Genomic DNA, 25,167 nt, shown 5'->3' with positions numbered 1-25,167 from the left:
GGCAAAGGGTGCGATTATACTATATATCCTAATGCACTATAATTCGATGCGCGATTGCAGATGGTCGCATCTGCAATATCGGTTTTGCGCAGAAAAGATGTTGAACAAGCGCTTTCTAACTGCGGACGAACGATTGGCTCGCGCCCCTCGTCAAAAAGGCTCGCCAAACCTCGCGAGAACCTGCGTTTCTATAGAGCGTTTGCAAGCGATTTGGACTAAATCCACTTATACGCCTCGGATCTTCGTTTCTTGCAGCTACTGCTAGGTCGGCGCTCCAAATGGTCGCCGATCACAGAATGACGTTTGCAGGATGCGAGGTCAGATGTGCCGTTTGAACTCGTCGCCGAGATCTGCTCGCCGATTATTCCGAATTTGCCTGGATTTCATCCTGGATCGCAACTACTGCTGCGCAGAGAGACCGGATTTCCTCATCTGCGTGGCCTGCAGTGACGCATATCCTCAGACCGGCGTTGCCCCTTGATACGGTGGGAAAGAAGATCGCCGAGGTGTAAAAGCCTTGCCTGAAGAGACTTGTCGCGGCGCCAATCGCGAGTAATTCATCACCAAAATGGACAGTGCGGATCGGAAGCCGGGCTCCATGCTGTTCCGTCGGCATCAGACCGTCAAGCAAGGCTATTTTTTGCTGTAGCGTTCGCTGCAGATGGGGTAATTCTTCGGTTCGATGCAATTGTGCGGATGCCAGGCCGGCACCAATAGCGGCCGTGTTGAGCGATGCCGAAAAGGCATGAGCCACTGCAAATCTGCGGAACAGGACCTCCTGATGCGCCGTAGCCAGCATGAGCATGCCGCCAGATGCACCAAAGCCCTTGCCGAGAGAGGCTGCGATAATGGTCCTGTCGCCCAATTCACCAATTAGGGACTTCGCAAAGCCTTCACCACGCCTGCCGAAGAGCGAGATTCCGTGCGCATCGTCAATATAGAGAAACAGGCCATATTGTTCTTGGAGACGGCGCAGCGCGGATATCGGAGCACTGCCACCCATGGAGTAGACGCCGTCGCAGATGTATGCGACGGCTTTATTCTGGCGGCATAGCCGCTCGAGAGCATCGAGGTCGTTGTGGGCTATTGTCTCGACACGTGTCTCCTGGGCAATGGTTCCTTTGTGGTGGGCAAGGGTTGCGTGCGCTAGGCGATCGAACACCATGACGGGCTTAAGACCACCAGTAAGATGGCCAGATGCGACCAACGGCAGGGCGCTCATATTGGCTGCGAGCACTGTGGTGTAAGTGATCACCCGCGCGGCGAAGAGATCGGAGAGGGATTCTTCCAATTCACCGAGACTTGCAAAGTTCAACCGGGTGCGGGCGCACGACCAATGCAGTGTGCCCGAACTCCGTACGGCTTCAGCGGCACCCTCGACAATGTCGGGATGATTGTCCAGACCCAAATAGGAGCATCGGACAAAGTCGACAACCACGCGATCCTCGAAGTTCGGCCTGACGGCCCTACCTTCCGACGGATGGGCGTAAATCGACATGATACCTTGGTAATGGGCAGCTTCGAAATGGCGCCCAGCCGTATCGATCAAGCTGCCCGTATTACGATTAGTTGCCTTCCCGTTTCGATTAGAACGTGCGGAAATCTTCTTTTCCATATTTCAAACTCCGGTCGGTCAGTGTGCAGACCGGAGGTTGAAATCATCGCCCCAGCAACTTCAATAAACGGGGACGGAATTCTTCTGCAATATACAATATGCATGATGTGACATAGTCGATCATATGTGAAGCTGTTTGTGTAGGAACTAGCCAAATTCAACCGCGTAACCGCTGGACCGGATCGTGCGGATAATGTTGCGACCGATCATCTGCTCCAGCATGCGGCGCAACCGGCCGACATGAACATCGACCGTTCTTGGCTGGACATAGTAATTAGGAGGCCAGGCCGCTTCGATGAGTTCCGATCGGCTGAAGACGCGGCCCGGTGCTTGAAGCAAGCGGCATAGAAGCTTGAATTCGATCGGGCCTAGCTGAATTTCTTTCGAACCGTGCCTGACCAGCCTCTTGCTTACCTCGATACTGAGTTTCCAAACGTTGAACGTACTGCCGTCCCGCCGAATGCCTCCCATTCCCAGAGGCAATCCCGACAGGAGAGATTGCAGATAGCCCAATATCCTTGCCGGCGAAATCGGGCGAACAAAACTTTCGGTCACACCGGCCTTGAGGAGATCCAGATAGTGCCGCTCATCGCCGCCGGGAATCAGCGCGAGCAAAGGAATATGCGCCGTTGTCCGATCGGCTTTGATCAGGCTGCAAACGCGCAGCGCATGCTCAGCATTGTTTTCGGTGTCGAGGACAATCGCTAAAACAGACGTGCGTCCTGCAAGCTCTCCCACCTCTTCCTCGTCCAAGAGCACGCAACTCAGCCCCTCCACTGCGAGAATGTGGCTGAACACGAGATAAAAGTCGGGATTTTGCGACCAGAAAAGCACCTCTGGGTTCATACGACAGCCCTTCTCTTGTAGCTACCAGATCAGTGATTTGGAATTATGCTGCATCAAAAATAGCGGAAAAATCGCCGTATTTCACAGATTTCTGTCGATTTCGGCGCTATATCGCTCAATATTCACATTTCCTACATAAAAGTCTAGTGTAATTCTCCAATTTTTGATGCAACATTTTTGTTGCTTTTCTCACAGCCTTCGCGCACCCTGTGGATTTGGAGCGCAAGCTCCTTTATGCCTATCCAATGTCCGTGAAAGAGCCGCCGTTGTTCATGAAGTCCAGCATCGACCATCTACCGCCGCTCAAGCAGCGCGAGCTCGCTCGGGTCCTCGAGGTGTTACATGAGGAGTTTGAAGACGCGCTGAAGGGCGGCTCAGCGGATTTCAAGAAGCGTGGCCGCATCCTGAAAATCATCCTGTTCGGATCCTATGCGCGGGGTAGCTGGGTCGACGAGCCGTATACCAAAAAAGGATACCGCTCGGACTTCGATCTGCTGATTGTCGTCAACAATCGCAAGCTTACCGATTTCTCCGGCTATTGGCAGAAGGCCGCGGATCGGTTCATACATTTGCCGGAAATCAAGACGCCGGTGAATTTCATCGTACATTCACTTCGCGAGGTGAACACCCTACTCAAGCAAGGCCGATATTTCTTCGTCGACCTCCGCCGAGATGGCATTGTGCTATATGAGCTTGATGACACGCCGTTGGCCGATCCCAATCTCCTTCACCCTGCGGATGCCTATAAATTCGCAACAGAGTATTTCGAAGACCGGCTTCCCCATGCTCGGAAATTCGCAAAAGGCTCGTTGTTTTACATGAATGAAGGTGATCTCAAAGAATCCGCGTTCCTCCTACATCAGTCGATCGAACAGGCTTACGCCACGCTGCTACTCGTGCTGACCAATTACAGCCCAGCCTCCCACAATCTCAAGCACCTGCGTGGCCTCGCTGAAAGTCAGGCGCAGCAGTTGGCGAACGCTTGGCCCCGCGATCAGCAGCGCTTTGTCGCCTGGTTCAACATTCTCAATGAAGCATATGTCAAGGCGCGCTATTCAAAGCACTATGAGATAAGCCGTGAGGCGCTCGCCTGGCTCTTGAACCGCACGACGGATTTGATCGATCAGGTAGAAGCAGTCTGTCAGGATCATCTTGAAGTACTGAGGATAGAGGTGGAAGAAGCCGATCGCCGCTCACGGAAACGATCATAGTCGCAGAATTACGACGTCGTCGGATTTCTTCCACGAAGCCCCTTTCGGCGTGACATGTTTGTCACGAGCAAAATGCCCAGGACGATAGGATGGTCGGCTGGATCGACCTTCGCAGCTCCTAAATGAGCTTCCAACGTCCGGCTCCAAAATCAACTCCCTGCGCCGGACGCAGGAGGTATTGACTTGTCTCGAAATTCAACGACGCGTTCTGGCGGCTGCTTTGACGGCAAATCCGATACTGCTCGTAATAATCATCAAATAGTCCATGACACGATCGCGCTTTGCGGAGACAGCGCGCCAACGACCGTGGCATGGTGCGCATTTGAGGCTTGGTGCGAGGGTGACGATGAAGAATATCAATTCTGGCTGGGCATCTTCCACCGCCTGCGCAACTAGAAAGGCGCCGTTCTCATTGATGGATCAAGCTAGAAAGTGCCTTGCTTAGGAAGCGCTTTGCGGCCTTGATATTGTAGCTCGGGGACAGAAAGGGATCGATCGAATCACGGTGTTGCCGACGGTTCGGTAAAGACGCCCTACTTGCCCTTGACCTTCACATACGTCTCATCGACCCATGAACGGCGCGATGGCGAGGAACGATGTCGCCACCAGAATGCGCATACCGCAAAAGAAGGCTGTCACTGTTATATCCTGATCTTTCTCGAAGTGTTCATGAGGGTAGACATCCCGCTCCTCGCATTATTCCGAGCGAGCTAACTTCTTTGGTGGTGGGTTTGGTGCGGCTGGTCCGGCAGGACGCGAGCAGCGCAACGTTCGCGGGTGGAACTGCGTTCCCGTCGCGTCGGAAGCTAGGGCACTTAACGGCGCCTTCTCCCAGCGATCGGTCCTCGATCCCGTATCGAAGCGGTCGCGCCCGGCGCGCGCATAGCGCAACCATGTTTGGAACATTCGCTCCCCACATTTGTTGATAACCCAAAGAGGAGATCATCATGGCACGCGACAGGATAACCAAATCATCAATCGACCCTACAGCTAGTGGGAATGTTGAAACTTCGCAGCCGTCCAACGTCCGCGATCGCGAAAACGAGATCCGAGAGCGGGCGTATGCCATATGGGAGCATGAAGGAAAGCCCGAGGGCAAACACCTTGAACATTGGGAACGGGCGGAGAAGCAGATTGACGGTGAGTTCGCGCCTGGTGGTGTAGCGATTGGGAACGACGAAGTATCCAAGCTCGCCGCACGAAAGGAATTCGTCCGAGAGCATCGGGATACCCTGCCTGTCGCGAGCGACGTTGAAGACGCAAGTGAGCGCGAGACTATCCCGGGCACTCAAGAATAATGGTAGAAATTACGACGCCTGCCAACTTATTCTAACCAGGAAACCCCGGAGGAGTATGTCAAACGCTCTTTTATAGGAAAGCTAGCTTCACCTCCCGGGCGGTTTGTTGCTGCTTCTGACCTTCTGAGCAATCAGTGCCAATTCTGCGATGTTTGTGGGCCTAGAGCGCAAATCTTTGTGCTCGGGCACGTCCTTGAGCCGATCCTTCGTCCGGTTTGTGACGGCATGGACGTCGCCATCCTCGTCGCGCATATATTCCAGATCAGAGTGTGAGAGAAGCTCACGATAGGTTGAATCGCTCAAGCATCTTTATAAGCTGAACATTCTGCAGATACAGCTTCTGAGCCAATTGGCTTCTCAGTTGCCTGATCTCTTCGTCCAACCTTGCAACCTCATCGAAAAAGCTTTCTCGAGAGAAAGAGGATTGTGCACTTTGCCCGCTATTTGCGGCGGCAGTTTTCTTCGAAACCACATTGGTTGCGGTTTTCTTCGCGTGTGCTGGCCGCGTCGTCTGCGGTACTCGTGAGGGCCTTTTTGTTTGTCGCATTTAGCGGTGCCAACGCAGGCGCTTCAACACTCGACTGACGAAACTCATCAAGCGCTGGTGCCTCGACCTCTCCAACCTCAACCGGCAGCGCGGCCACTGGCGGCGCATCGAGGTCGCTTCCAGGTTCATCGGAAGGCGACGTCACGAGATCAACAGGTGGGTTTTCATCCTGGTCAGACTTATCGGGTGCTTGCGTTAATTTTAACGGAACCACCGACGCTTACGGTCTGTCACTTTCAATCGCCGGGGTTTCGGCATTTTGCCCGGTCGAACCCTCGCGTGTTTCCGCCGGTCGTGCCCGCGACGTCAATTGAACAAGAAATTTCCATGGCGATTTCATAGCACTTCAACCTCGAGCAAACCGCACCACGACGTTGCCGCAGCTTAGATCCGGAACAGCGATGCGAGCCCGGAATTTCTTTTCTATTGAGACAGTAGCGGCCACGGTCGATCCCACAACCGCTCTGTTGTTCTCGGCGATTAAGCCAGCCCGAGCCGCTTGCGCAGATCGGCATTTTCCGCGCGCAGCTTATCTGCCAGAGTCTTCCGAAGTCTCTTATTCTCTTCTTCGAGCTGAATGAGATCCGCGATCTCATCGATTGCCGGAATGGAGGTGCCAGCCGCTTGCTCGGTTTGTTTGGCCGTCCTTTTTTTTCTGGTGCGCTTTGCGATGGGCGTCGACGTTATTTCACCGGCTTGTTCGCCACGCTTCTTGCGGCCCCTCGGCGATTTCACAGCCTCCGCAATTGATGCAGCTACTGTCGCTTCGACCACCAGCTTCTGGCGCCGTGGTGCGCGCTGCTTTTTATGAGCAGGCGCCTCTGCTGCTGCAACCGCCTCTGCAACCTCTGTGGTGGGCGACACATTATTCTCTGCAGCCATTATTCTCTCCTTCTGTAGCCAAAATTTCTTTTGGGCTGAGCGCCATAGGGAGTCAACGTGGGCACCATCGATAGCGCTGTTTTGAAATGCATCATCATTACCCGTGTATAAAGCATAGCGGAGAAGCGGAGCTCTGGCTCGCCTGAGAGGTTCGAACTGGCCTTTCTTCTAAACGTGTTCTTCCTCGCGAAGTCAAAGAGCCGTTTGTGCCCCCAACGATGTCGTCGGACGCCCTCTCCCTCAGGCGGTCGACAGGTTATCTCAAGCCTGAAAAGCAAAAATGTCGCCTTTGTTGACGCCGGAAGAACGTCGCCTTCGCATCCGTCTCGTTCCAGAGACCGCCCAATTGGCTCGCGTCGGCAATGCCTGTCAATTCGCGAGGAGAAATCAGCGCTCTGAGTGATGCACTGCGGCATAAAACGGCGACGTACCCGGCCGACTTGGCCGATTGCCAAATTTGGTACCCAACTACTCCTACGGAGTACATCCATAGGCGTAGAGCTGCGTGACAACAGTGTCACTGTATTATTAGTACATGTTAATGCATTCAAGAATTATAAGATGTATTAAGTAATGATTGACAACAACATAAACCTAGATTTTGGAGAACAATATGAAGCAAGAAGCAATGCCGAAATTTAGACAAGGGCTTTGCTATCCAAAGAATAGAAGTATTCGGGCGGTCACAAGAAAAATAAGGGTCACACTAAAGGTTGGGGGTATCGACCATGAACGGACAGTCATTAACGAATGAGAAATTCACTTCAGAAACAGCAGCTCGCATCATTTCAGTTCGAACACCGGATTCATTGAGGCCGTTTGTTGCCTCGGGCATCGCCGGCGCGGCAGAATCAGAGGACTATGTCCTTCTGATCGATTCCAGGGCTCTGGACCGCGAGTGCCTATCAAGAAGCCTCACAGACTATGACGACAGCATGAATATCGTCACCGTAGCGTCGTTCGAGGAATGGCAGATACGGGACATGCAGGTCGCACCGTCAGCCGTTCTCTTCATGATTGGCGGACGCAAAGTTTCCGACTCCGAAATCAGCACGAAAATTTGCGCCTTGGTGGAGAGATTCAAGGCCAGCCCCGTGATCGTCGGCGCCGACAGCGACGAGCTCACACAGCTTTTGCAAGCGCTGGAATGCGGTGCCCGCGGCTATATTCCGACCAGCGTCGACGTCAAGGTCGCAGCGGAAGCGGTGGCCCTTGCCCGCGCGGGAGGTGTATTCGTGCCTGCCAGCAGCATTCTGGCTGCCAAGGAGTCGATTACTCCCGCCGCGAGCAAGAATTGCTGCCTCGACAGTCTGTTTACACCGCGCGAGGTCGTCGTTGCCGAGGCGCTGAGGCGCGGCAAGGCAAACAAGATCATTGCCTATGAAATGGACCTCTGCGAGAGCACCGTGAAGGTTCATATCCGCAACATCATGAAGAAGCTCAATGCGACGAACCGCACGGAAGTTGCCTACAAGATCCGGGAACTCGTGCAGTAACGCTTTGATCGCGCCGGCGAGCTTTGGTTGCTGCCCAGCATGTGGCATCGCCAAAGATAGCGATCGTCGGCGTGAACTTGATATGGCGACACATCGGCGTTCAATAGCAAACCATTCGTCTTGGCAGTGCTCAGATAACCGACTTGCCGGCACAGGCGCTCATGCGCGCCGGATAGAAACCTTCCGGTCTGCCTCGACCGTGTCGACAAGCTTGCGCTTGCGGGCAGGCTTCAGAGCTAATTGACAGCATCGCCTTGTCCAGCGACAGGTCGGCAACTGGAAAATTCCAGTTCTAAATGGCCTAATTCAACGGGGGCACGTCAGGATCGTAAGCTTCCATTTTCCGTCAACATTGCCACCGCCCGGCACCACCCGGCCGAGCCCCCGCGAATCTTGACCGGCAGGCACGAGATTGTGAAGCCCCGCGCCGGCAGTTCATCGAGACGAGTCAGTTTTTCCATATGCAGGAAGACGCCGTCTCGCCCGGCCTTGTGGCCTTCCCAGATCAGGCCGGCATTGCCGGTGGCGGCGAAGCGCTCCGCGGTGATCCGGAATGGCGCATCCCAGGACCAGGCGTCGGTGCCGGTGATATGCACGCCTTGCGACAAGAGCCAGAGGGTCGCTTCACGGCCGATGCCGCAGCCCCGGCCGATATAATCCGCCCTCCCATAGGCCGCACCCGCCGAGGTATTGACGAGCACAATGTCAAAGGGCTGGAGGGGAGCGCCTGTTGCTTCGACGGCGGCACGGATCTCGTCAGCGGTGGCGACATGACCATCCGGCAGATGGCGAAGATCGAGCTTGACGCCCGGGCTAATGCACCATTCCAGCGGAACCTCGTCGATCGTCCAGGCGCGCTCGCCGCCATTCATGGTCGAGGCGAAGTGCCAGGGCGCGTCGAGATGCGTGCCCGCATGCGCCGTCAGCGTCAGTTGCTCCACCGCCCAGCCTTCCGCACCCGGGAGGTCCGCCCGCGCGAGGCTTGGAAAGAAACGCATCACCTCTTCCGCGCCGGCCTGATGATCGGAATAGACGATTTTCGGGCCAAGTCCGGGCGGGTCGGCGGGTGTATCGTTGTCGATGGCGACGGACAAATCGACGATTTTCATGGTCAGTCTCCGGAAAGGGCCACGCGGGCTAGGGATTGAAGATCTGCGTCACCGGCAATACCGAGGCCGCGCGCCAGCGAGGCGTCGATGTCAGGCATCGCTCCGAACAGACGGGTCAGCCGCGCGTCGTCGCCCCATTGGATCGACGCCGGTCGTCCCACAACAGCCGCAATGGCCTGAACCATTTCCGCCATCGTGGCGCAGAGCGCCGGAGGCAAAAGCACGGTCGGCGCATCGCATTGGAGGTTGGAGGCCTGCAGAAGCGTTTCGACCGCTGCAGCTCGGGACATCCACCAGCATCGCGCCGAAGCCGGAACCGGGCTCAAGAAATCTTCGCCCGCGCCGATTTTGTGAAAAATTTGGCTCATGAAGGCAGAGCCATGTCCGCTTTCAGTCGGTGGACGCGCCACGAGCCCCGGAAAACGCAGGCTGATTGCCGATAGCTCTCCCCGACGGGCGAGATCGGTCAGAAGGATCTCCGTCATCAGCTTATGGGCGCCATAAGACAGCCCCGGCGATGTGGGCGTCGCCTCCGATATGACCTCAACAGCGACATCGCCGTAGACGGCGATCGAGGAGGCGAAGACAAAGCGCGCGCCGGGCCGGCTCGCCGCCGTTCGCCATGCGAGATCGAGAGGCATGGTCAGATTGATCTTGCGACCGCGCTCAGACGCGGCCTCCGCCTGGCCGCCGGGCATACTGGCGAGGTGATAGACGATATCGAAGCCGGGTTCGAACAGGATGTCGAGAAAATCCGGCTGCGTCAGATCGCCGGGCATCAGATCGGCGCCCGCGATCTGTGCGGACTTGCCGACGAACTGGCGATCCGTCAGCGTCAACCGGCTCGGGCCCGTAGCAGTATTGGCAAGCCGCCAGGCGAGACCGGAGCCCAGAAACCCATCCGCGCCGGTGATGAGAACACGCATCAGACCTTCACCACCCGCTGTTCAATGACGCCGAACGGCGTCGATCCATCGGGAAGTCGCGCCTCCATCCTGACCCGATCGTCCCAGGTGAGGAATGGCGTAACGGACGCGCCCTGATCGAGGAGCTCGATCACGCGGATTTCCGAAATGCAAGAGGAGCCGGCACCGCGATCCGCGTTCGACACGGTGCCCGATCCGACGATAGAGCCGGCCGACAGCTTTCGGGTGCGGGCACAATGGGCGATGATGTCCCCGAAGGAGAAATGCATCTCGGCGCCGTCCGCACGTCCGACCTCGCGCCCGTTGATCGCCACGTGCAGCGGTAGTTTCACTCGGGCGTCCTCCCAGAAAGGCGCGATTTCGTCGGGCGTGATGGCGAGCGGCGCGAAGGCCGTGGAGGGCTTGGCCTGCAGCCAGCCGAAACCCGCGCGCATCTCCCGCGGACCAAGCTTGCGTAGCGACCAGTCGTTGATCTGCACCAGAAGCCGGATATGCGAGACGGCCTGTTCGACGCTCGCCCCCATGGGAACGTCCGATACGATCACCCCGAATTCGCCCTCCATGTCGATCGACAGGCTGTCGTCAACAAACTCGATGTCGTCGACGGGACCGCGCAGATCGTCGCTCGCCCCCTGATAGACCAAGGGAATTGTCTCGAGATCCGGATTTGCCGGATTGTTGAACGCCTTGTCCATCAACCGCCCATGGTTGAGAAAGGCAGACGCATCGAGCCATTGCGGCGCCCGCGGCAAAGGCGCCATGCAACGCTCCGGTTCGAAGCGCGTGGCGAAGGCTTCTTCGCGGGCGTCCAAGCGTTCGTAAAGCGCCTCGAGCCGCGGCGCAACTGCGTCCCAGTTTTCGACAGCTTCCAGCATCGTCGAAGCTATTCCCACCGCCGGCGCGGCCACCGCGAGGTCTTTCGAGACCACCCACAGCTGGCCGTCACGGCTGCCGTCTCTATAGGTCGCAAGCTTCATCTCAACCTCCAAAGAATGTTTTGCTCCGATCAGCGACCGGATAGCGCCTCGGTAATCGCGGGCTCGTAGACGCCGTCGATCAAAACGAACAACATGCGGCACATCCGGCCGGAGCGATTGGCCCAGGCATGGTTCGTGCCCCGCTGGATGACAACCGAACCTGGCTTCAGAAGCGTCTCGCCCTTGTCGAGCACCAGCGTCATTTCGCCTTCGATCACCACGCCGTAGTCGATGGATTGGGTCCGGTGCATCAGCGGATGCGGGGATTCTTCAGTTACCGTCGACGCGGCTTCGTCGCCGATTTCCGAGAACGCCACGCCCATCCTCGACGCGCCATGGGCGAGAAATTCTTCGGTGTCGGGGGGAATATCGACGAAGCGGAAACGGGTGCCGCGGCCTGGCGGCGGCAGCACAAGCGGGCCGATGGTGGGATCCTCGCCATTGCCGACGAGAACCGGCGCGCCGGACGTCGCCCACACTTCGTGAAACACAGTGCCGGGAATGGCTTCCAACTCCACGACGGTCGGCAGCGGGCCGACATGGGCCACGATTGAACGGCCAGCGTCGTCATGGCCGGTCACCACCCGGGTGATAGCGGGAAACTCGGTCATGCGGACCTCGCTTTGGTGAAGAAGACGATCGAAAGGATCGCCACAGCCACCCCCGCCGTCCCGAGCGCGCCGAAACCGAAATTCTGGCCAAGAGCGCCGCCCACAATCGGGCCGAGCGCCGCGCCGATCATCAGCATCGCCGGCGTGGCCGCCACGGCCCTGCCAGTCCGATCGAGACGGGCGAGCAGGCCGAAAGCGAAGGTGTGGGTGAAAATCTGGATCGCGACGAAGAAGGCGGCCACCGGCGCCCACAGCGCAAAGACCGTGGCGCTCGTCACAATCACCGCGAAGACAGCCTGCACTGCGGGGCCAATCTGGACCACCGTCTCGGCGACCAGCCGTCTCTGCAGGATCGCCGCCAGTGGCGAGGGAACGAGGAAATTAACAATGCCGAGGGCGATCAGCACGCCCAGCACGCCCTCAGCGGGAAAGCCCCGCAGCTTTCCGATCACTTCCACGAAGGAAAAGACCATTGCCTGATTGAAAGTCATGACGCTGATGCCGAAGACGGTGAACCAGATCGCACGACCGAACGGCGCCGATGCGTGCACCTCGCCACGATCAGGATTCACGAATAGGACGGCGCAGAACAAACAGGCGATGGCCATGAAGAGGCCGAAAACCTGGAACAGAGCCTCGCGGCCAAAGGCGATCAATAGCTGCGGCAGTACGCCGAGCAGGACGATGCCAAGAAGACCGATTGCGATGCCGGCCAGGGCAAAGAGACGATGGGGATTGGCGGATTTGCCAATCGCGCCATGCACCATCGACAGCCCCGTGCCAACCGCCAAGCCCGCGACCAGATGAAGCGCAGCCAATTCCGCCAAGCCGCTCTTCGTCGATGCGGCGAAGAAGGCGAGCGCGGCGACGCCATAACCCGCGGTAGCGGCCAGTTTTTGATTGATCCGGTTGAGGCGTGGCGCAACGAAAAGGCTCGCCGCCACCGCGCCCAAAAGAAATAAGGTCACGATGCCGCCTGCCTGTTGCGGACTGAATCCGAACCGTTCGACAAGCGCCCCGACCCAGACCGGTAACGCGGTAAGATCGAGCATGCCCGCGCAATGAGCCACCACCAGCGCTGCCGTTCCGCCCACGCCGTATTTTTGTCCTGTCATTTTTGATCCTCCCGAGCCGGAGCGACATTACCGCCCGGCCCCTGGTCCCATGATGTCGTTTCGCCCGCTCAGATAACTTCGGCGAGCGTTCTCATGGACTCGCTCATGATCGCGGCGTGCTCCTCCCGGCTGCCGCCATGGATTTCGATGTCGGCCAGACGCCCCGAATTCTCCACCACCATCCGACACCGCTCCCAGCGTCGGGCCTCGAAGGCCGCTAGCGCCGCATCCACGGTTGTGGCGCGTCCGACTTCCTGCGCCAGTACCATGGCATCCTCGATGCCGATGCAGGCTCCTGCCGCCAGATGCGGCGTGGTCGCGTGCACGGCATCGCCAATGAGTGCGACGCGTCCCTTTCGCCATGGACGCGGCATCAGCATCTGTTCGAGCGGCCGATAAATGACGTGATGTTCCTCGGACAATTGATCGGCGATGGTTTGAATGATCGGCGAGGGAAACCGCCTCAGGAGCGCACGAAGCGTCTCCACAAGCGTGTCCGGCGCTACGAAATCGTTGACTTCCTTGTCCTCGGTCAGGAAGAGGTAGGCCTTGTCGGTTGACACGCCGTTGAGGCCGACCTTCAGATTCGGGCCGAGCCACATGGTGACCGTGCTGATCTCCACGGGTCGTGGCAGCACCGCGCGCCAGACAGACTGGCCAATAAAGCGCGGCTTCGGGGCTTCTGGAAATAGCATAGCGCGAACGCGGGAATAAAGACCATCGGCGCCGATGGCGAGATCATAGCGCTTGGGAGAGCCGTCGCCGATGTCGACCCAGACGCCGTCTTCCTGATTCTCGATCGTCGAAAATGTCGCGCCGAGCCGGACATTGACACCTGCGGCGACAACCTCCTCCTGCAGGATCCTGGCGAGCGCCGGACGCATGATCCCGCCTCCGCCGGGAACGTCGGGACCGGCAACGCGCGGCGTCGGTAAAGTCACCAGGATGCGATCGTCAGGACCACGCATCTGGACGCCGTCAGACGCAAATCCCTCCTCCATGAACCGATGAAGAAGGTCGAGTTCCTTCAATACGCGCAATGTCGAGCCATGCAGGCTGATGCCTGCGCCATAGGATCGCCAGCCGGGATCGATCTCGAGAAGATCGACCTCGACGCCCTGGCGCGCCAGCCGCGCGGCGGCCGTCATTCCGGCGAAACCGCCGCCGATGATCAAGGCTTTGTTGATGCCTGCATTCATAGTGCTTTCTCCTCCGCGGCCAGAGCGGCGAAAACCTCGCCCTCCTCGTTGACCGTCAACGCCACCCGCGTCAGCCCCTGCCCCAGGCAGGGACCTAAGACGCATTCTCCCGTTTCGATGTCGAACAGCGCCCCATGCGAATGGCAGGCGATATGCGTGCCGTCGCCATTCAGATAGGCGTTAGACCGCCAAGCCATCGGCGTGCCCTGCGGATAATGCGGGCAGGCGTCCAGCCAGGCGTGAAGTCGTCCCTCTTTGCAAAGAACAATGATCTTCCGGCGATATCCTCCCACCGGACCGAAGCCTCGAGCTTCGCCCTCGCCGATGTCCTCGGTGCGACAGAGACCCACCTGATGCGGGCCCAGCGCCGTCATTGGGTCAACCCTTCGCGCCGGGAGGCGGGCCTCCGGGCACCCATTTTTCGCGCATTTCGAACAATACGATCTGCGACGCCTCTGCGCCCATCGGCGCCTCGCGCGCCACCCAATTGTCGTCGTGCTTGTCCATGTCGGCGTCATATTCGAAATGACAGCCGAGCGGACTGTTGAAATACCAGAACCAGTTCGAGCCGAACTTGTGGCGGCCTGGGCCCCAGAAGCTCTGATAGCCCTTCTTGACGAAGCGGGTACCGGCAACCATCAATTCGGTCGGCCCTCCCATATGGAAGGCGAGGTGTTCGCAGCCCTTCATGTATTCCGGTGTGCGAATGAAGAATAGCGTGTGATGATCATCATTTGCTTTTGGCCGCAGGAAAGGGCCGGCGCCCTTCAGCGTGTCAGTAATCACGAAACCAAGCCTGTTGCAGTAGAAGTCCGTCGCGACCTCGAGGTCTGGCACGAAGAGGACGACATGGCTGAGCGTCCGCGGCGCGGCGGGCATTTCTTCCCAAACGCCGATCTCGTTGGGCTTGCGTTGGGCGGGCGCGCCTGGCGCATTGATCTTTTCGGCCGGCATGTTGAGCTCACGACGGATCGTCACCTGAAATTTGAGCTCGAAGCCATGGGCGTCGCTGGTCTCGATAGAGCCGTCGGCGAGGCGGGTGACGCGCCGGTCCTTGGAAAGCTCCGCTTCGATCGCGTCGAGGTCATCAGCCGAACGCACGCCGTAGATCTGCTGGCGCAGAAGGTTGGCCGTCGGAAGCGGCTTGGGCAGGGATGGGTCGGATTTATGCCGGATGACGATTCCTGTTCCGTCGAGCGCGGCAAACAGGCCGCCGGTCTCATCGACATTGACGGCATGCAGGCCGAAATCACAGAGATAGTCTGCGGCAGTGGCGACGTTATCGACGCCGAACACGAGATAATCGGGTCCGATGATGTTCATGATGATCCTCCCTTGGACTGGCGCCTCAGCGGCCGGCAAATAATCTGTATTCCCGGGCGATGAGATAGGCGGCGGAACGTCCGCCTTCTGTCTCGCCCGTTTCGAGCGCCTGGCGGCAATGATGGAGAAGTCGGGCAGCCTCCGCTTCTTCGTGCGTCCAGAATTCGTCGACGACGGCAATCGGTCCTGGTGTGACGGCCATATTGCGACAGTAGCCGGAATAGACGACATCGCTCGAAGCGATACGATCAACAAGATCGACCGCCGCCGCGCCTGCGGGCCTGACGACAAATAATTTGAGATCGGCCGCTGCAGAAGCCGGCTCGCGTACGCGCTCTTCCGAGAAAGGCTGTCCGACAACGTTGGCGTTGTCGACGAAGCGCGGTTCGTCGGGGCGTAGGCGCTCATTGTAGAACGGCGTTTCCCGAGACGCCTTCACCGATCCGATATCCTCGAACCAGAGCTGGGTCACGAAATCCAGTCCCAGCCGCAGGGCAGCGGGGGCGGCGCCATCGGCCGCGAAGACTGCGTCCAGCCCATGATTTTGCGCATATTTGCGCGGCGCGTTTTGCGGATCGGCAGCGATGTAATCGAGTACGATCCGACCATGGACGTCTTTCATGTGATGGCGGTGCTCTGCGAGGGTCTGACCCGGTGAGCGCCGTCCGAACATCATCAGCTTGATCGTCATGCCGCGTCTCCTACCGCTGTGCGTCCGCCGAGAACCTCCGCCACCCAATCGGCGATATAGGCGCCGGCATTGGCGGAATTGTCGAAGCTCGAATGCTGGACGCCGCCGGTGCGGGCATCGAAGATCTTCAATTCGCGCTTCGGGCTGTTGACCAGTTGGTCATAGGTGGCCCGGGCCCAATGCAGCGGGATCTGGCTGTCCTTTTCCCCATGGGTGACCAGGAAGGGTACCCGTACCCGGTCGAGCACGCCGTCGAGATGGACATTTTCGGCGATGCGCATGAAGTCGTCCATGTCCTTGGCACCCCAGACCCAGCGGACGTGCTCCCAATAATGCGGCACCGGAAAATTGCCTTCGCGGGCGAGGCGCTTCTTCTGCACGTCGCGCCAGTCGTGATTGGCACCCCAGACGACGCCGCAGGCGAAACGGGGTTCGAAGGCCACGGCGCGGGGGCAGTAATAGCCGCCGAGCGAGACGCCCTCCATACCGATGCGCTTCGCATCGACATCCGGCCGCGTCTCCAGCCAGTCCATTACGCGGCTCGCCCAATGCTCGCTATCGTAACGTGCGGTCAGCCCCTGCAGTCTGAGAGCCTCGCCGGTTCCCGGCTGATCGACCAACAGCGAAGCCACGCCACGCTTGGCGAGCCATTGGGGCAGGCCGACGAGAAATTTCATTTCCTTGGTGCTGTCGAGGCCGTTAACCTGAACGAGCGAAGGCTGCGGCCCGCTGACGCCTTCCGCCGGCAGATAGAGCGCCGACAGATGCGTTCCCTCATAGGGAATCTCGACGCGGCGGCACGAAGACCCCGACAGCCGCAGGCCTTTCTCGAACGTGTCGAGAAAGCGGCGGTAAAGCGCCAGACGCCCTTCCGACCCATGCGCCTGCAGCCGCTCAGCCGTCAGCAGATAGTTTGCGGCGCGGATGAGCTTGTCGCCGGCGGAAATCATCCGCCCCCGCGCCTCGTCTTCTTCGGAGAGCGAAATGAGCTTGTCGCCCATGCTTGCCCAGGTCTGGCGAAAGGCCATGACGCCAGCCGCATCGGGGGCCTTCGCAGCCTCCTGCAGAGGGGCGCACATTTCCTCGATCTCCCCGATGCGGGCGCCCATCTCGATAGACAGGTTGACCGACAGGTTCCAGACGTAATTGGTGGGGAAATATTTGAACACAATGCCTCCTCAACTCTCGCGTCAGTCACTCTGACGCTTCAGGCGGAAATCGACGGCGGCGCATGTACGTGGCCGATCGATCACTCCTCCCAGATCGAGATCTAACGAAAAGAAAAACGTTTATGAAATTGGTTGTTTCAATCCATGGTATTGATAATCTAAATACGTGGAGGAGCCGTGCGTTTCAAAAATCTCGATCTCAACCTGCTGGTGGCGCTCGACACCCTGATCCGACTGCGCAATGTCAGCCGCGCGGCGGATGAAATGTTCATGACCCAATCGGCGATGAGCAATGCGCTTGGGCGTCTTAGGGAGTATTTCGACGACCCGCTGCTGATCCAGGTCGGGCGAACGATGGAACTCTCGCCACTCTCCGCCTCTCTCGAACAGCCCTTGCGCGATATCATCGTGCGCATCGACAGCGCCGTCGTCTCGACGCCATCCTTCGATCCCGCGGATAGCCGCCGCGTGATTGGCATGGTGGTTTCAGACTACTCGCTGCACACGCTGATCCCGCGTTTCATGGCGGTCGTCGCTGCGGAGGCTCCCGGCCTGCAATTCGATTTCAAGCCGCAACAGAACTTTCCGCATCTGCTGCTGGAACGGGGGGAAGCCGATCTTCTGATCGCGCCGTCCGTTTTCTGCTCCACCCACCATCCGGCGGACGTGCTGTTTGCCGATGAAATCTGTTGCGTTACGGATTCCTCCAGCCGTTTTGCGACCGGAGCGAGAATGACCCGTGAGCAGTTCGAAACATCAGGTCATGTGGTGATGCGTCCGCCGAATGGCGGAGAAAGCTTTGCAGAACGCGCATGCCGCGAGGTCGGCTTGGCTATACGAGTGGATGTATCGACGTTCGCCTTTTCCACGCTTTCCGTGCTGGTCAGGGGAAGCGATCGGCTCGCGCTTGTTCAACGAAGTCTTGCAAGAGAAATGGTGAAGACCGGCGGCCTCACGATCGTCGATCCGCCCCTGGATCTCCCGCTCCTCGAACAGTCGGTGCAATGGCACAGTTACCGCTCACGCGATCCGGCACTAACCTGGGTGCGGGAGAAACTGAAGGTTGCGGCATCCACGTTTGCGACAGACGGCCTCGAGTAAGGGCGGTCATTCTTGCGCCGTGAGAGGGACAGGACTCGAACGACATGATGGTGAGAGCGCAGTCATCCATCGCTGCGAACTATGATTTTCGATCAGGAAAATCACCTTTGCAAATACAAGGCTCGTGCCTAGGCTTACCGAACTCAGTCGACACATTGAACGTGCCCGCCCTGTCCAAGTTTCTGCTTGAGTGAGGAGGCAGGCGACATTTGTGGCGTTGGACTGCGGATCGCTCGGGGGGAGCCGAGCGAAAGCGAGACATCGGTGGAGGAGGCCACAATGGTTACGAAAGAAACTTGGCGCCCGCGCATGGCGCTGCTCATCGCACATGTCGCAGGGATGATTGATCTGGTGGCATTGCCGGTGTGGATCAGCACCTTGATCACCGAGTACCATTTTGATCCGCAACAAGCCGGCGCGATGGTGACACTTTTCCTGGTTGGAACGGTCGCCGCAAGCCTGCTTTTTGCGCCGCGATTCAATGACTTCAATGGCCGGATGGTCACGACGGTGTCGCTCGCTTTGGCGGCGATGGCCTGGGCCGCAGCAATGCAGCAAACCCAGTTCATTCCCATGGCGATTTGCCATGCAGCAGCCGGATTCACTGCTGGAACGGCGCTTTCGTTTACCCATGGCACGATCGGGCGAAGCCTGAACCCGCACCGGCTGTTCGCCATGGCCGGTGCGGCAATCGGAATATTCGGTACAGTCTTCCTCGGGATGGTCCCGAAGCTTGTGGCGACCCATGGTCGGGAAATGGTGTTTCTCGTTTTCTGCAGCCTCATGATCCTGGCGAGCCTGACATCGCTGCTCGCCTTTCCAAAGCCAACCCTCGCCCATGATCCCGTCGCGGCGGCTGGCACGCAAAAGCTCAGCCGCGCCGTTTGGGCTGGCATTATCGGCGTCAGCCTGATGGCTGTCACCCAGTCGATGGTCTTCGGTTTCTACCAGGAAATAGGCATCGGACACGGGTTCTCCATGGATGCGATTGCCGGCGTGTTGATCGCTCTTGGCATCGTCGCCCTGTTCCCTGGACCTATTGCCGGCTTTCTCGAAAAAACCCTGAGCGCGGAGAAGGTGGTTCTTGCCGGACCGGTTCTGCAGGCAGTCTTTGCGCTCATCATCACCCTGAGCTCTGCCTTCCTTCCCTATGCGATTTCAGGTCCGCTCTTTGTGGCGACCATGGTGTTCACCCATACCTTCGCATTCGGTCTTTTGTCGCGGCTGGACGCCAGCGGGCGGGCCGTTGCTGCGACGCCGGCCATGCTGATGACCGGGGCGGCCATCGGCCCGATCCTTGGCGGAACCCTGATCAAGATGTCCGGCTACACATCGATCGGCTTTGCAGCCTGCGTCTGCGCAACGCTTGCGTTTATCGCGTTCTCCAAGGTGCGGGCGAGCCACCATCCTGTCACCGCCGCCGGCGAATAGCTATCCGTCTCATCGAACACCATGGCGGCCCCGCGGTCTTACTGACTGCGGGGCCGCCTTGTTCGTCGGGAGGGAGCGGACCTGTCACAGTTCCCGATCAGGCAGACACCGTGTCGAGCATTCGCGCGTGGGTCTCCATCCGTTCAACGAGCCACTGAATGGCGGGATCGCCGCGGCTCGAAGCGCGCCACTGGACGCATTCTTCAAAGGCAGGAAGGGTCGTGGGGATCTCGAATATTCTCAGCGGGAAATGCCGCGCATAATCATGAGCAAGCCGGCGATGAAAGATCGCGATCCTCTGCGTGCCCATCAAATAATGCGGCACGAGGCTCCATGATGGAACGATCACCTCGATCCTTCGCCGTGAAAAAGACCTCTCGAGAAACGTCGCGTCGGTGGTCGGCAGGCCGGACCCGCCCAGTCTTACAAGAACATGCCGCATCGCCAGGAAAGCCTCGATATCAGTGACATCGTCTACGGCGTCGTTGTCGGCGCAGGCGACGCCGACGAAATCATCGGCGAAGAGCGGCTTGAAAGGGTGATTTTGCGAAAGCGCCTGCTGGGGACCGAGCAGGACGTCGATGCGCCCCGCTTCCAATGCCTCGCTCGGGAGATCGGCATATTGGTGCAGGTCGAAAGTCATCCCAGGCGCCTCCACCGAAAGCGCACGCAAAACACTCGCCAGAAAGATCGTCGCTGCATAGTCCGACACCATCACGGTGAAACTCCGCCGTGCTTCCTGTGGTAGGAACCGCGTTTGGACGGCCAAACGCGACCGGACGGTTGCCAGTATTTCCTTTGCCGGAACGGAAAGTGCAGCACCCAAGGGCGTCGGTATCATCTGCTTGCCGTTCTGCGTCAGGAGATCGTCGTTGAAATATTGCCGCAACCTGTTCAGTGCACCACTCATGCCGGGTTGGCTGATATTCAATTTCTCGGCCGCCCTGGTGACGTTCCGCTCGGTCAGGATGGCGTCGAGCGCGACGATCAGGTTGAGATCCAAGCCATTGAAATGCATGTCATCACCCCGGCAGGAAAGCCGACGGCCTTGACGCGATCAGCCGCGTTGCCTTGAGCTTTCACCCTTCAACCATTCATCCTAGCTATGGAAATACATAAAAGAAATCATTTTTGCAAATGCTTTGGTCGTTGATACAACCTTCCAGAAGACAAATGTGATGACGTGAAGCGGCTGGAGCGCTTCGCGTCGGACACAGTCATTTCGGGAGGAAATCATGAGTACATCCACGACGTACGACGTCATCGCCATTGGTTCGGGACATAACGGACTGATCGCCGCCGCCTATCTTGCGAAAGCCGGCAAGAGCGTTCTTGTCCTCGAAAGCCAGCCGTGGCTGGGGGGCGGTGTTGTCACGCGCGAATTGACCGCGCCCGGCTTCCGGCACGATCAGCACAGCACAGCCCATATCTTCATCCAGGCCAATCCGGTCATTGCCAAGGACGAACTCGGCCTGAAGTCCCGCTACGGCCTTGAATATATCTATCCCGATCCGCCGCATATTTCCGTCTTCAACGACGGCGAGACGCTGTCGCTTTATACGGACCGATCGAAGAACTATGCCGCGATCGCGCACTTCTCCAAAGCGGACGCAGACTCGTTTCTCAAGCTTGCCGAATTGGGCGACCGCATTCTCCCCATGCTTCTGTCGGGCCTCTACTCACCCCCGATCCCCAACGGCGCCATGAGCGCCATGCTCGACCAGAGCCGGGAGGGCCGTGAAATTCTGATGATCATGCAGAAAAGCGCCCTCGACATCATCACCGAGTATTTCGAGAACGACTATGTCAGGGTGCATTTTCTCAAGCTGGTGACGGAAAACCTTCAGCTCCCGGACGAGATGGGCACGGGCATCGGGTTGTTCATGTTCGTCGCCTTTCTCGAACGCTACGGCATTGGCGTCGCCAAGGGCGGCAGCGGTGCGCTGACAGACGCACTCGTTGCGCAGCTGCGCGATCATGGCGGCACCATCCTGACCGAAACCAGGGTCGAAAAGGTCCTGGTCAAGGGCGACCGCGCCGTTGGCGTCCGGACCGCGGCAGGCGAATATTTCGCAAGGGATTGCATCATCGGCGCACTCCACCCCCACCGTCTGCATGCCTATATCGACAACCTCGATCCCTACGTCGACAAGGCCGCCCGCATAACCCGGCCGGCAGCATTCAGCGCGTTTGTCGTTCATGGCGCGCTGAAGGAGCCTGCGAAGTTTGCGGCTGGTGGCCATGTGAACGGCACGATCATCACGGAGCTGCTTCCGACCCGGCTCGAACATTTGCGGCGGTCCTTTGATGAACTGCGTTACGGCATGCTGCCTGAAAGGCCACTTTTCGGCGCCAATTGCCCGTCCAATGTCGATCCCACGAGAGCACCTGCGGGCAACGCGACATTCCTGATGTTCAGCTATGCGCCCTATGACCTCAAGGATGGCGGTGCCGCGCGCTGGGACAGCTACAAGGAAGACTATGCCGACTGGCTTTGCGAAAAAGCAGGCACATTCATCACCAATCTCGGCAAGGATAACTTCATCGCCCGCGCGATTTACAGTCCGCTCGATCTGGAACGCGATTCAGAAAGCTTCCAGAAGGGCGACATTCACGGCATCGCGCCCTACTCCTATCAATTCGGCTCCCACCGCCCGACACCCGACCTTGGTGGCCTCACGGTTCCCGGCATTGAACGCCTGTTCCTCGTCGGTCCGTTCATGCATCCGGGCGGCGGCGTATTCGGCGCAGGCAGAGCCGCCGCGATGAAGGCTTTTGAGGCGATCGGGCTCGATTTCGACAAGGTGAGCGCGGCATGAAAATCTTCACCACAGACAAGACCGAACTCATGACGATCAGCTCGATTGAGGCAAAGGGCGCAGACTTGCTGATCAAAGGCAAGATATTTGGCGCGATGCCCATGTCTGCCGTCATTACGCCTGAACAGGCGAGACTGGCTTTGCGGCTGCTGACGCCCCGATTGATCTGGTTCTTGTTGCAACTGCCGTTCAAACGTACCCAAGGAGTGTCGAAATGAGCCTCTCGCAAACGATGCTGTCGGTCCGCTTTCACCAAACCGGCGGCCCGGATGTTCTGCAGGTTGAAACCTTGGCTCGTCCTCAGCCGAAAGCGGGTGAGGTGGTTGTGCGCGTTCTCGCAGCCGGTGTCAATTTTGCCGATCTGGTCCGGCGGCGTGGCGACCATTATCCCGTGCCCACCCCGCTGCCCTTCAATCCGGGCTGCGAATTTGCCGGTGTCGTCGAAAGCTGCGGCGACGGTGTGGACAGCGCGCGGATCGGCGAGCGCGTCATCGGTGCCAATATCACCGGGGGCGCTTACGCCGACTACATGACCGTCGACGCAGCAAGCCTGATGCCATGGCCCGACGGGCTTTCGCCCGAACAGGCGGCGATGCTTCCCATTCAGGGCCTGACGGCATTTCTGGCCCTCACGGACTCTGGAATGTTGACACCCAACGACACGGTCTTCGTGCAGGGTGCCACCGGGGGCGTCGGCTCCCTGATCGTGAGGATTGCCAAGGCACACGGTGCCAGGCGGATCATCGCCGGCGTCGGCAATGAAAGCAAAGCCGGCCTGGCGATGGCCGGTGGCGCAGACGCCGTCATCGACTATTCTAAGCCGGACTGGACGGACGCCGTGCGCGCCGCCAATGACGGCCATGGCGTCGATCTCGTCATGGATGCGACCTCGGGACGGATCCTGGAAGGCGCATTCGATTGCCTCGCGCCGAACGGCCGCGCGGTGGTCTATGGCCATGCCGCGCCGACACCCAACCCGATCAACGTGACGAAATTGCTGGAAGGCAATCTCCGCGTCACGGGCTTCTTTCTGGGCGACTATTACAGAAGACAGCCGGAAGTCGTGGTTGCGGCCTTGAAGAGCTTCGAACCGCTGTTCAAAAGCGGGCGTCTCGACCTCGCACCGGCAAAGGTGCTGCCGTTTGCCAAGGCCGCGGAGGCCCATCGCCTGATGGAGGAGCGAAACGGCGGAGGCAAAATCATTCTGGTGCCCGCAAGCCGCATGGAGGACCGCAATGGTTGAGGATTTCGACGGCAAGGTCGTCATTGTAACCGGCGCAACATCAGGAATTGGTTTCGCCACTGCTCTGGCCTTTGCCGAGAAGGGGGCGCGGCTCATCCTGAGTGGACGCGCGTCGCTAGATCCCATTGTCTCGCAATGCCGCACGCTGGGCGCGGAGGCTTTCGGCCTGTCCGGCGATCTTGGCAACGCCGAACTGAGCCGGAAGATCATAGCGGAGGCGACCAGCCGGTTCGGGACCGTCGATGTCCTGATCAATAACGCAGGTTTCGGGACTTCCGGCGGTGTAGAGACCTTGGAGGAAGAGCAATTGCGCGCGGTCTGGGAGGTGAACTTCCTCGGTGCCTTTCGCCTGTCGCGCCTCGCCATTCCCATCATGCGCCAGCACGGCGGCGGTGCAATCCTCTTTACCACCGCGCTTGCCGGCATGTACGGCATGGCCAACGCCCTTGCCTATTCGACCAGCAAGGCCGCCGTCATCAATCTTTGCAAGGCGATGGCAATGGAGGTCAGCCGCGACGGCATCAATTGCAATTGCGTGAGCCCGGGCCCCGTCGACACGCCAATGCTGCAGGAAGCAATCGATGCCTATGGAATTTCGCGCGACGAATTCCGGGCAGTTTCCCCGACCGGCCGTATTGCCACGGCGCAAGATGTCGCTAGTGCATTGTTGTTTCTGTCATCTGGCGCTGCCCGCTCGATCAACGGTCATGTCCTTGTTGTCGATAACGGCATGTATGCAGGCATGTTTACTCCAAGACCGGCGTGAGGCCTCGCGTTGAAACCCGCAAAAAAGTTAGTCGTCAATAGGAAGCTACAGATGAGTGAGAGAATACAGTCCAACAAGGATATCGCCTTGGATTTTCACCGCCGCGCCTTTGTTGAAAAGGATCCGGTTTCGGCTATTAGCGCCCACGTCGGTTCAACCTATATACAGCACAATCCCCAGGTGGCCGACGGCCCTGAAGGCTTTGTCGGCTTTGTTAAAGGTTTTCACCAGCAGTTTCCGGATTTCAAAATCGAAATCAAACGCACGATTGCCGACGGCGATCTCGTTGCAATACACTTTTGCGCCTATTTGAACAAAGAGGACCGCGGAACTGCCGGCGTCGATATATTTCGTATTGAAAGGGGCAAGGTGGTTGAACATTGGGACATTCTTCAGCCGATCCCCGAGCAGGCAGCCAATTCCAACGGCATGTTCTAAGAGGGGCTTGATCAGGTGGAGCGCAGCCTCACATCGCTCGGCCGGTTTGGCGAGCCCGTGAAGTCGCGAGCGTGGTGGCGTTTCTGGCGGGTCCGGCTGCTGGTCTGATCACCGGTGCGGTTCTCAGTGTAGACGCCGGCTTCAACGCTTGATTTGCTCTTCGCGTTTCCGGACGTCGTGCTTTAGGGCATCCGGCACGCGATTTTCAATTCCGGCTGTAAGATGCGTTGACAGCGGTTTGTATCTGTCAACGAAGCTGTGCAAATGAGTGGAATGCACGTCAAGGCCTTCGCCAAGATGGGCCAAGGGGCAGTGATCAATATCTCTTCCGTGCTGGCCCTCGCCCCGGAACGC

General features: G+C 58.6%; 26 protein-coding genes and 1 pseudogene. 11 read left to right on the top strand and 16 right to left on the bottom strand.

What is annotated here, in order from left to right:
- Positions 1-361 precede the first annotated feature (361 nt).
- Together FHT28_RS09480 and FHT28_RS09475 are read right to left on the bottom strand one after the other, a co-directional pair.
- On the bottom strand, positions 362-1,615 hold the full coding sequence (locus tag FHT28_RS09480) for an aminotransferase class I/II-fold pyridoxal phosphate-dependent enzyme (protein WP_168596078.1): 1,254 nt from the start codon (positions 1,613-1,615) through the stop codon (positions 362-364).
- Between the two features lie 147 nt (positions 1,616-1,762).
- Positions 1,763-2,461 carry a response regulator transcription factor gene (locus FHT28_RS09475; protein WP_037190887.1) on the bottom strand — a complete coding sequence of 233 codons (699 nt, stop codon included), beginning with the start codon at positions 2,459-2,461 and terminating at the stop codon, positions 1,763-1,765.
- A 272-nt stretch (positions 2,462-2,733) separates the two neighbouring features.
- On the opposite strand from FHT28_RS09475, the gene FHT28_RS09470 reads away from it, so the two are divergent.
- Positions 2,734-3,672 carry a nucleotidyltransferase and HEPN domain-containing protein gene (locus FHT28_RS09470; RefSeq protein WP_092576232.1) on the top strand — a complete coding sequence of 313 codons (939 nt, stop codon included), beginning with the start codon at positions 2,734-2,736 and terminating at the stop codon, positions 3,670-3,672.
- Between the two features lie 947 nt (positions 3,673-4,619).
- Positions 4,620-4,970 (top strand): DUF2934 domain-containing protein, encoded by a 351-nt coding sequence (locus FHT28_RS09465; protein WP_052212604.1) that lies wholly within the window; start codon positions 4,620-4,622, stop codon positions 4,968-4,970.
- A gap of 174 nt (positions 4,971-5,144) precedes the next feature.
- Here FHT28_RS09465 and FHT28_RS36115 read toward each other — a convergent pair.
- The 3 genes and pseudogenes from FHT28_RS36115 to FHT28_RS09450 form a co-directional block, all read right to left on the bottom strand.
- A pseudogene (locus tag FHT28_RS36115) lies at positions 5,145-5,237 on the bottom strand (PRC-barrel domain containing protein); the annotation flags it as partial.
- A 173-nt stretch (positions 5,238-5,410) separates the two neighbouring features.
- Positions 5,411-5,731 carry a hypothetical protein gene (locus FHT28_RS09455; protein ID WP_168596077.1) on the bottom strand — a complete coding sequence of 107 codons (321 nt, stop codon included), beginning with the start codon at positions 5,729-5,731 and terminating at the stop codon, positions 5,411-5,413.
- A gap of 266 nt (positions 5,732-5,997) precedes the next feature.
- A complete protein-coding gene (locus tag FHT28_RS09450) occupies positions 5,998-6,399 on the bottom strand; it encodes a SyrB-like regulator (protein WP_047561198.1) in 402 nt (133 codons plus the stop codon).
- Between the two features lie 935 nt (positions 6,400-7,334).
- Between FHT28_RS09450 and FHT28_RS09445 the strand changes: the two genes are divergently transcribed.
- Positions 7,335-7,895, top strand: a complete 561-nt coding sequence (locus FHT28_RS09445) for a response regulator transcription factor (protein ID WP_348644977.1) — start codon at positions 7,335-7,337, stop codon at positions 7,893-7,895.
- Between the two features lie 320 nt (positions 7,896-8,215).
- Here FHT28_RS09445 and FHT28_RS09440 read toward each other — a convergent pair whose 3' ends face one another.
- The 10 genes from FHT28_RS09440 to FHT28_RS09395 form a co-directional block, all read right to left on the bottom strand.
- Positions 8,216-9,010, bottom strand: a complete 795-nt coding sequence (locus FHT28_RS09440; RefSeq protein WP_168596127.1) for a cyclase family protein — start codon at positions 9,008-9,010, stop codon at positions 8,216-8,218.
- Complete coding sequence (locus tag FHT28_RS09435) at positions 9,007-9,930, bottom strand: NAD-dependent epimerase/dehydratase family protein (protein WP_168596075.1); 924 nt, start codon at positions 9,928-9,930, stop codon at positions 9,007-9,009. The genes FHT28_RS09440 and FHT28_RS09435 overlap by 4 nt, the downstream gene beginning before the upstream one ends.
- Entirely contained in the window at positions 9,930-10,907 is a 978-nt protein-coding gene (locus FHT28_RS09430) for a fumarylacetoacetate hydrolase family protein (RefSeq protein WP_168596074.1), read from the bottom strand. Before FHT28_RS09430 ends, FHT28_RS09435 begins: the two co-directional genes overlap by 1 nt.
- Before the next feature lie 29 nt (positions 10,908-10,936).
- Positions 10,937-11,518, bottom strand: a complete 582-nt coding sequence (locus FHT28_RS09425; protein ID WP_168596073.1) for a cupin domain-containing protein — start codon at positions 11,516-11,518, stop codon at positions 10,937-10,939.
- Positions 11,515-12,633 (bottom strand): MFS transporter, encoded by a 1,119-nt coding sequence (locus FHT28_RS09420; protein ID WP_168596072.1) that lies wholly within the window; start codon positions 12,631-12,633, stop codon positions 11,515-11,517. Before FHT28_RS09420 ends, FHT28_RS09425 begins: the two co-directional genes overlap by 4 nt.
- Positions 12,634-12,701: 68 nt before the next feature.
- The gene (locus FHT28_RS09415) at positions 12,702-13,832 is read right to left on the bottom strand and encodes an FAD-dependent oxidoreductase (RefSeq protein ID WP_168596071.1); all 1,131 of its coding nucleotides are present in this window, start codon (positions 13,830-13,832) and stop codon (positions 12,702-12,704) included.
- On the bottom strand, positions 13,829-14,206 hold the full coding sequence (locus FHT28_RS09410) for a Rieske 2Fe-2S domain-containing protein (protein WP_168596070.1): 378 nt from the start codon (positions 14,204-14,206) through the stop codon (positions 13,829-13,831). Before FHT28_RS09410 ends, FHT28_RS09415 begins: the two co-directional genes overlap by 4 nt.
- A gap of 4 nt (positions 14,207-14,210) precedes the next feature.
- Complete coding sequence (locus FHT28_RS09405) at positions 14,211-15,155, bottom strand: VOC family protein (protein WP_168596069.1); 945 nt, start codon at positions 15,153-15,155, stop codon at positions 14,211-14,213.
- A 25-nt stretch (positions 15,156-15,180) separates the two neighbouring features.
- Positions 15,181-15,846, bottom strand: coding sequence for an EthD domain-containing protein (locus tag FHT28_RS09400; RefSeq protein WP_168596068.1), 666 nt, complete (start codon positions 15,844-15,846; stop codon positions 15,181-15,183).
- On the bottom strand, positions 15,843-17,015 hold the full coding sequence (locus FHT28_RS09395; RefSeq protein ID WP_168596067.1) for a prolyl oligopeptidase family serine peptidase: 1,173 nt from the start codon (positions 17,013-17,015) through the stop codon (positions 15,843-15,845). The genes FHT28_RS09400 and FHT28_RS09395 overlap by 4 nt, the downstream gene beginning before the upstream one ends.
- Positions 17,016-17,192: 177 nt before the next feature.
- Between FHT28_RS09395 and FHT28_RS09390 the strand changes: the two genes are divergently transcribed.
- Complete coding sequence (locus FHT28_RS09390) at positions 17,193-18,116, top strand: LysR substrate-binding domain-containing protein (RefSeq protein WP_168596066.1); 924 nt, start codon at positions 17,193-17,195, stop codon at positions 18,114-18,116.
- A 279-nt stretch (positions 18,117-18,395) separates the two neighbouring features.
- Complete coding sequence (locus tag FHT28_RS09385) at positions 18,396-19,547, top strand: MFS transporter (protein WP_168596065.1); 1,152 nt, start codon at positions 18,396-18,398, stop codon at positions 19,545-19,547.
- A gap of 97 nt (positions 19,548-19,644) precedes the next feature.
- Here FHT28_RS09385 and FHT28_RS09380 read toward each other — a convergent pair whose 3' ends face one another.
- Positions 19,645-20,565 carry a LysR family transcriptional regulator gene (locus tag FHT28_RS09380; RefSeq protein WP_168596064.1) on the bottom strand — a complete coding sequence of 307 codons (921 nt, stop codon included), beginning with the start codon at positions 20,563-20,565 and terminating at the stop codon, positions 19,645-19,647.
- A 217-nt stretch (positions 20,566-20,782) separates the two neighbouring features.
- Here FHT28_RS09380 and FHT28_RS09375 point away from each other — a divergent pair, with 217 nt between their 5' ends.
- From FHT28_RS09375 to FHT28_RS36825, 6 genes are all read left to right on the top strand, one after another.
- Complete coding sequence (locus FHT28_RS09375; protein WP_168596063.1) at positions 20,783-22,366, top strand: NAD(P)/FAD-dependent oxidoreductase; 1,584 nt, start codon at positions 20,783-20,785, stop codon at positions 22,364-22,366.
- Positions 22,363-22,584, top strand: a complete 222-nt coding sequence (locus FHT28_RS09370; RefSeq protein ID WP_168596062.1) for a hypothetical protein — start codon at positions 22,363-22,365, stop codon at positions 22,582-22,584. The genes FHT28_RS09375 and FHT28_RS09370 overlap by 4 nt, the downstream gene beginning before the upstream one ends.
- The gene (locus FHT28_RS09365) at positions 22,581-23,609 is read left to right on the top strand and encodes an NADPH:quinone oxidoreductase family protein (RefSeq protein ID WP_168596061.1); all 1,029 of its coding nucleotides are present in this window, start codon (positions 22,581-22,583) and stop codon (positions 23,607-23,609) included. Before FHT28_RS09370 ends, FHT28_RS09365 begins: the two co-directional genes overlap by 4 nt.
- Entirely contained in the window at positions 23,602-24,375 is a 774-nt protein-coding gene (locus FHT28_RS09360; RefSeq protein WP_168596060.1) for an SDR family oxidoreductase, read from the top strand. Before FHT28_RS09365 ends, FHT28_RS09360 begins: the two co-directional genes overlap by 8 nt.
- 51 nt (positions 24,376-24,426) lie before the next feature.
- A complete protein-coding gene (locus FHT28_RS09355; protein WP_168596059.1) occupies positions 24,427-24,813 on the top strand; it encodes an ester cyclase in 387 nt (128 codons plus the stop codon).
- 71 nt (positions 24,814-24,884) lie between these two features.
- On the top strand, positions 24,885-24,965 hold the full coding sequence (locus tag FHT28_RS36825) for a hypothetical protein (protein WP_348644922.1): 81 nt from the start codon (positions 24,885-24,887) through the stop codon (positions 24,963-24,965).
- Positions 24,966-25,167: the final 202 nt, after the last annotated feature.

The organism is Rhizobium sp. SG570 (assembly GCF_012275345.1).
In the GTDB taxonomy this organism is placed as follows: domain Bacteria; phylum Pseudomonadota; class Alphaproteobacteria; order Rhizobiales; family Rhizobiaceae; genus Rhizobium; species Rhizobium lusitanum.
This window is presented reverse-complemented; position numbering and strand designations above follow the sequence as displayed.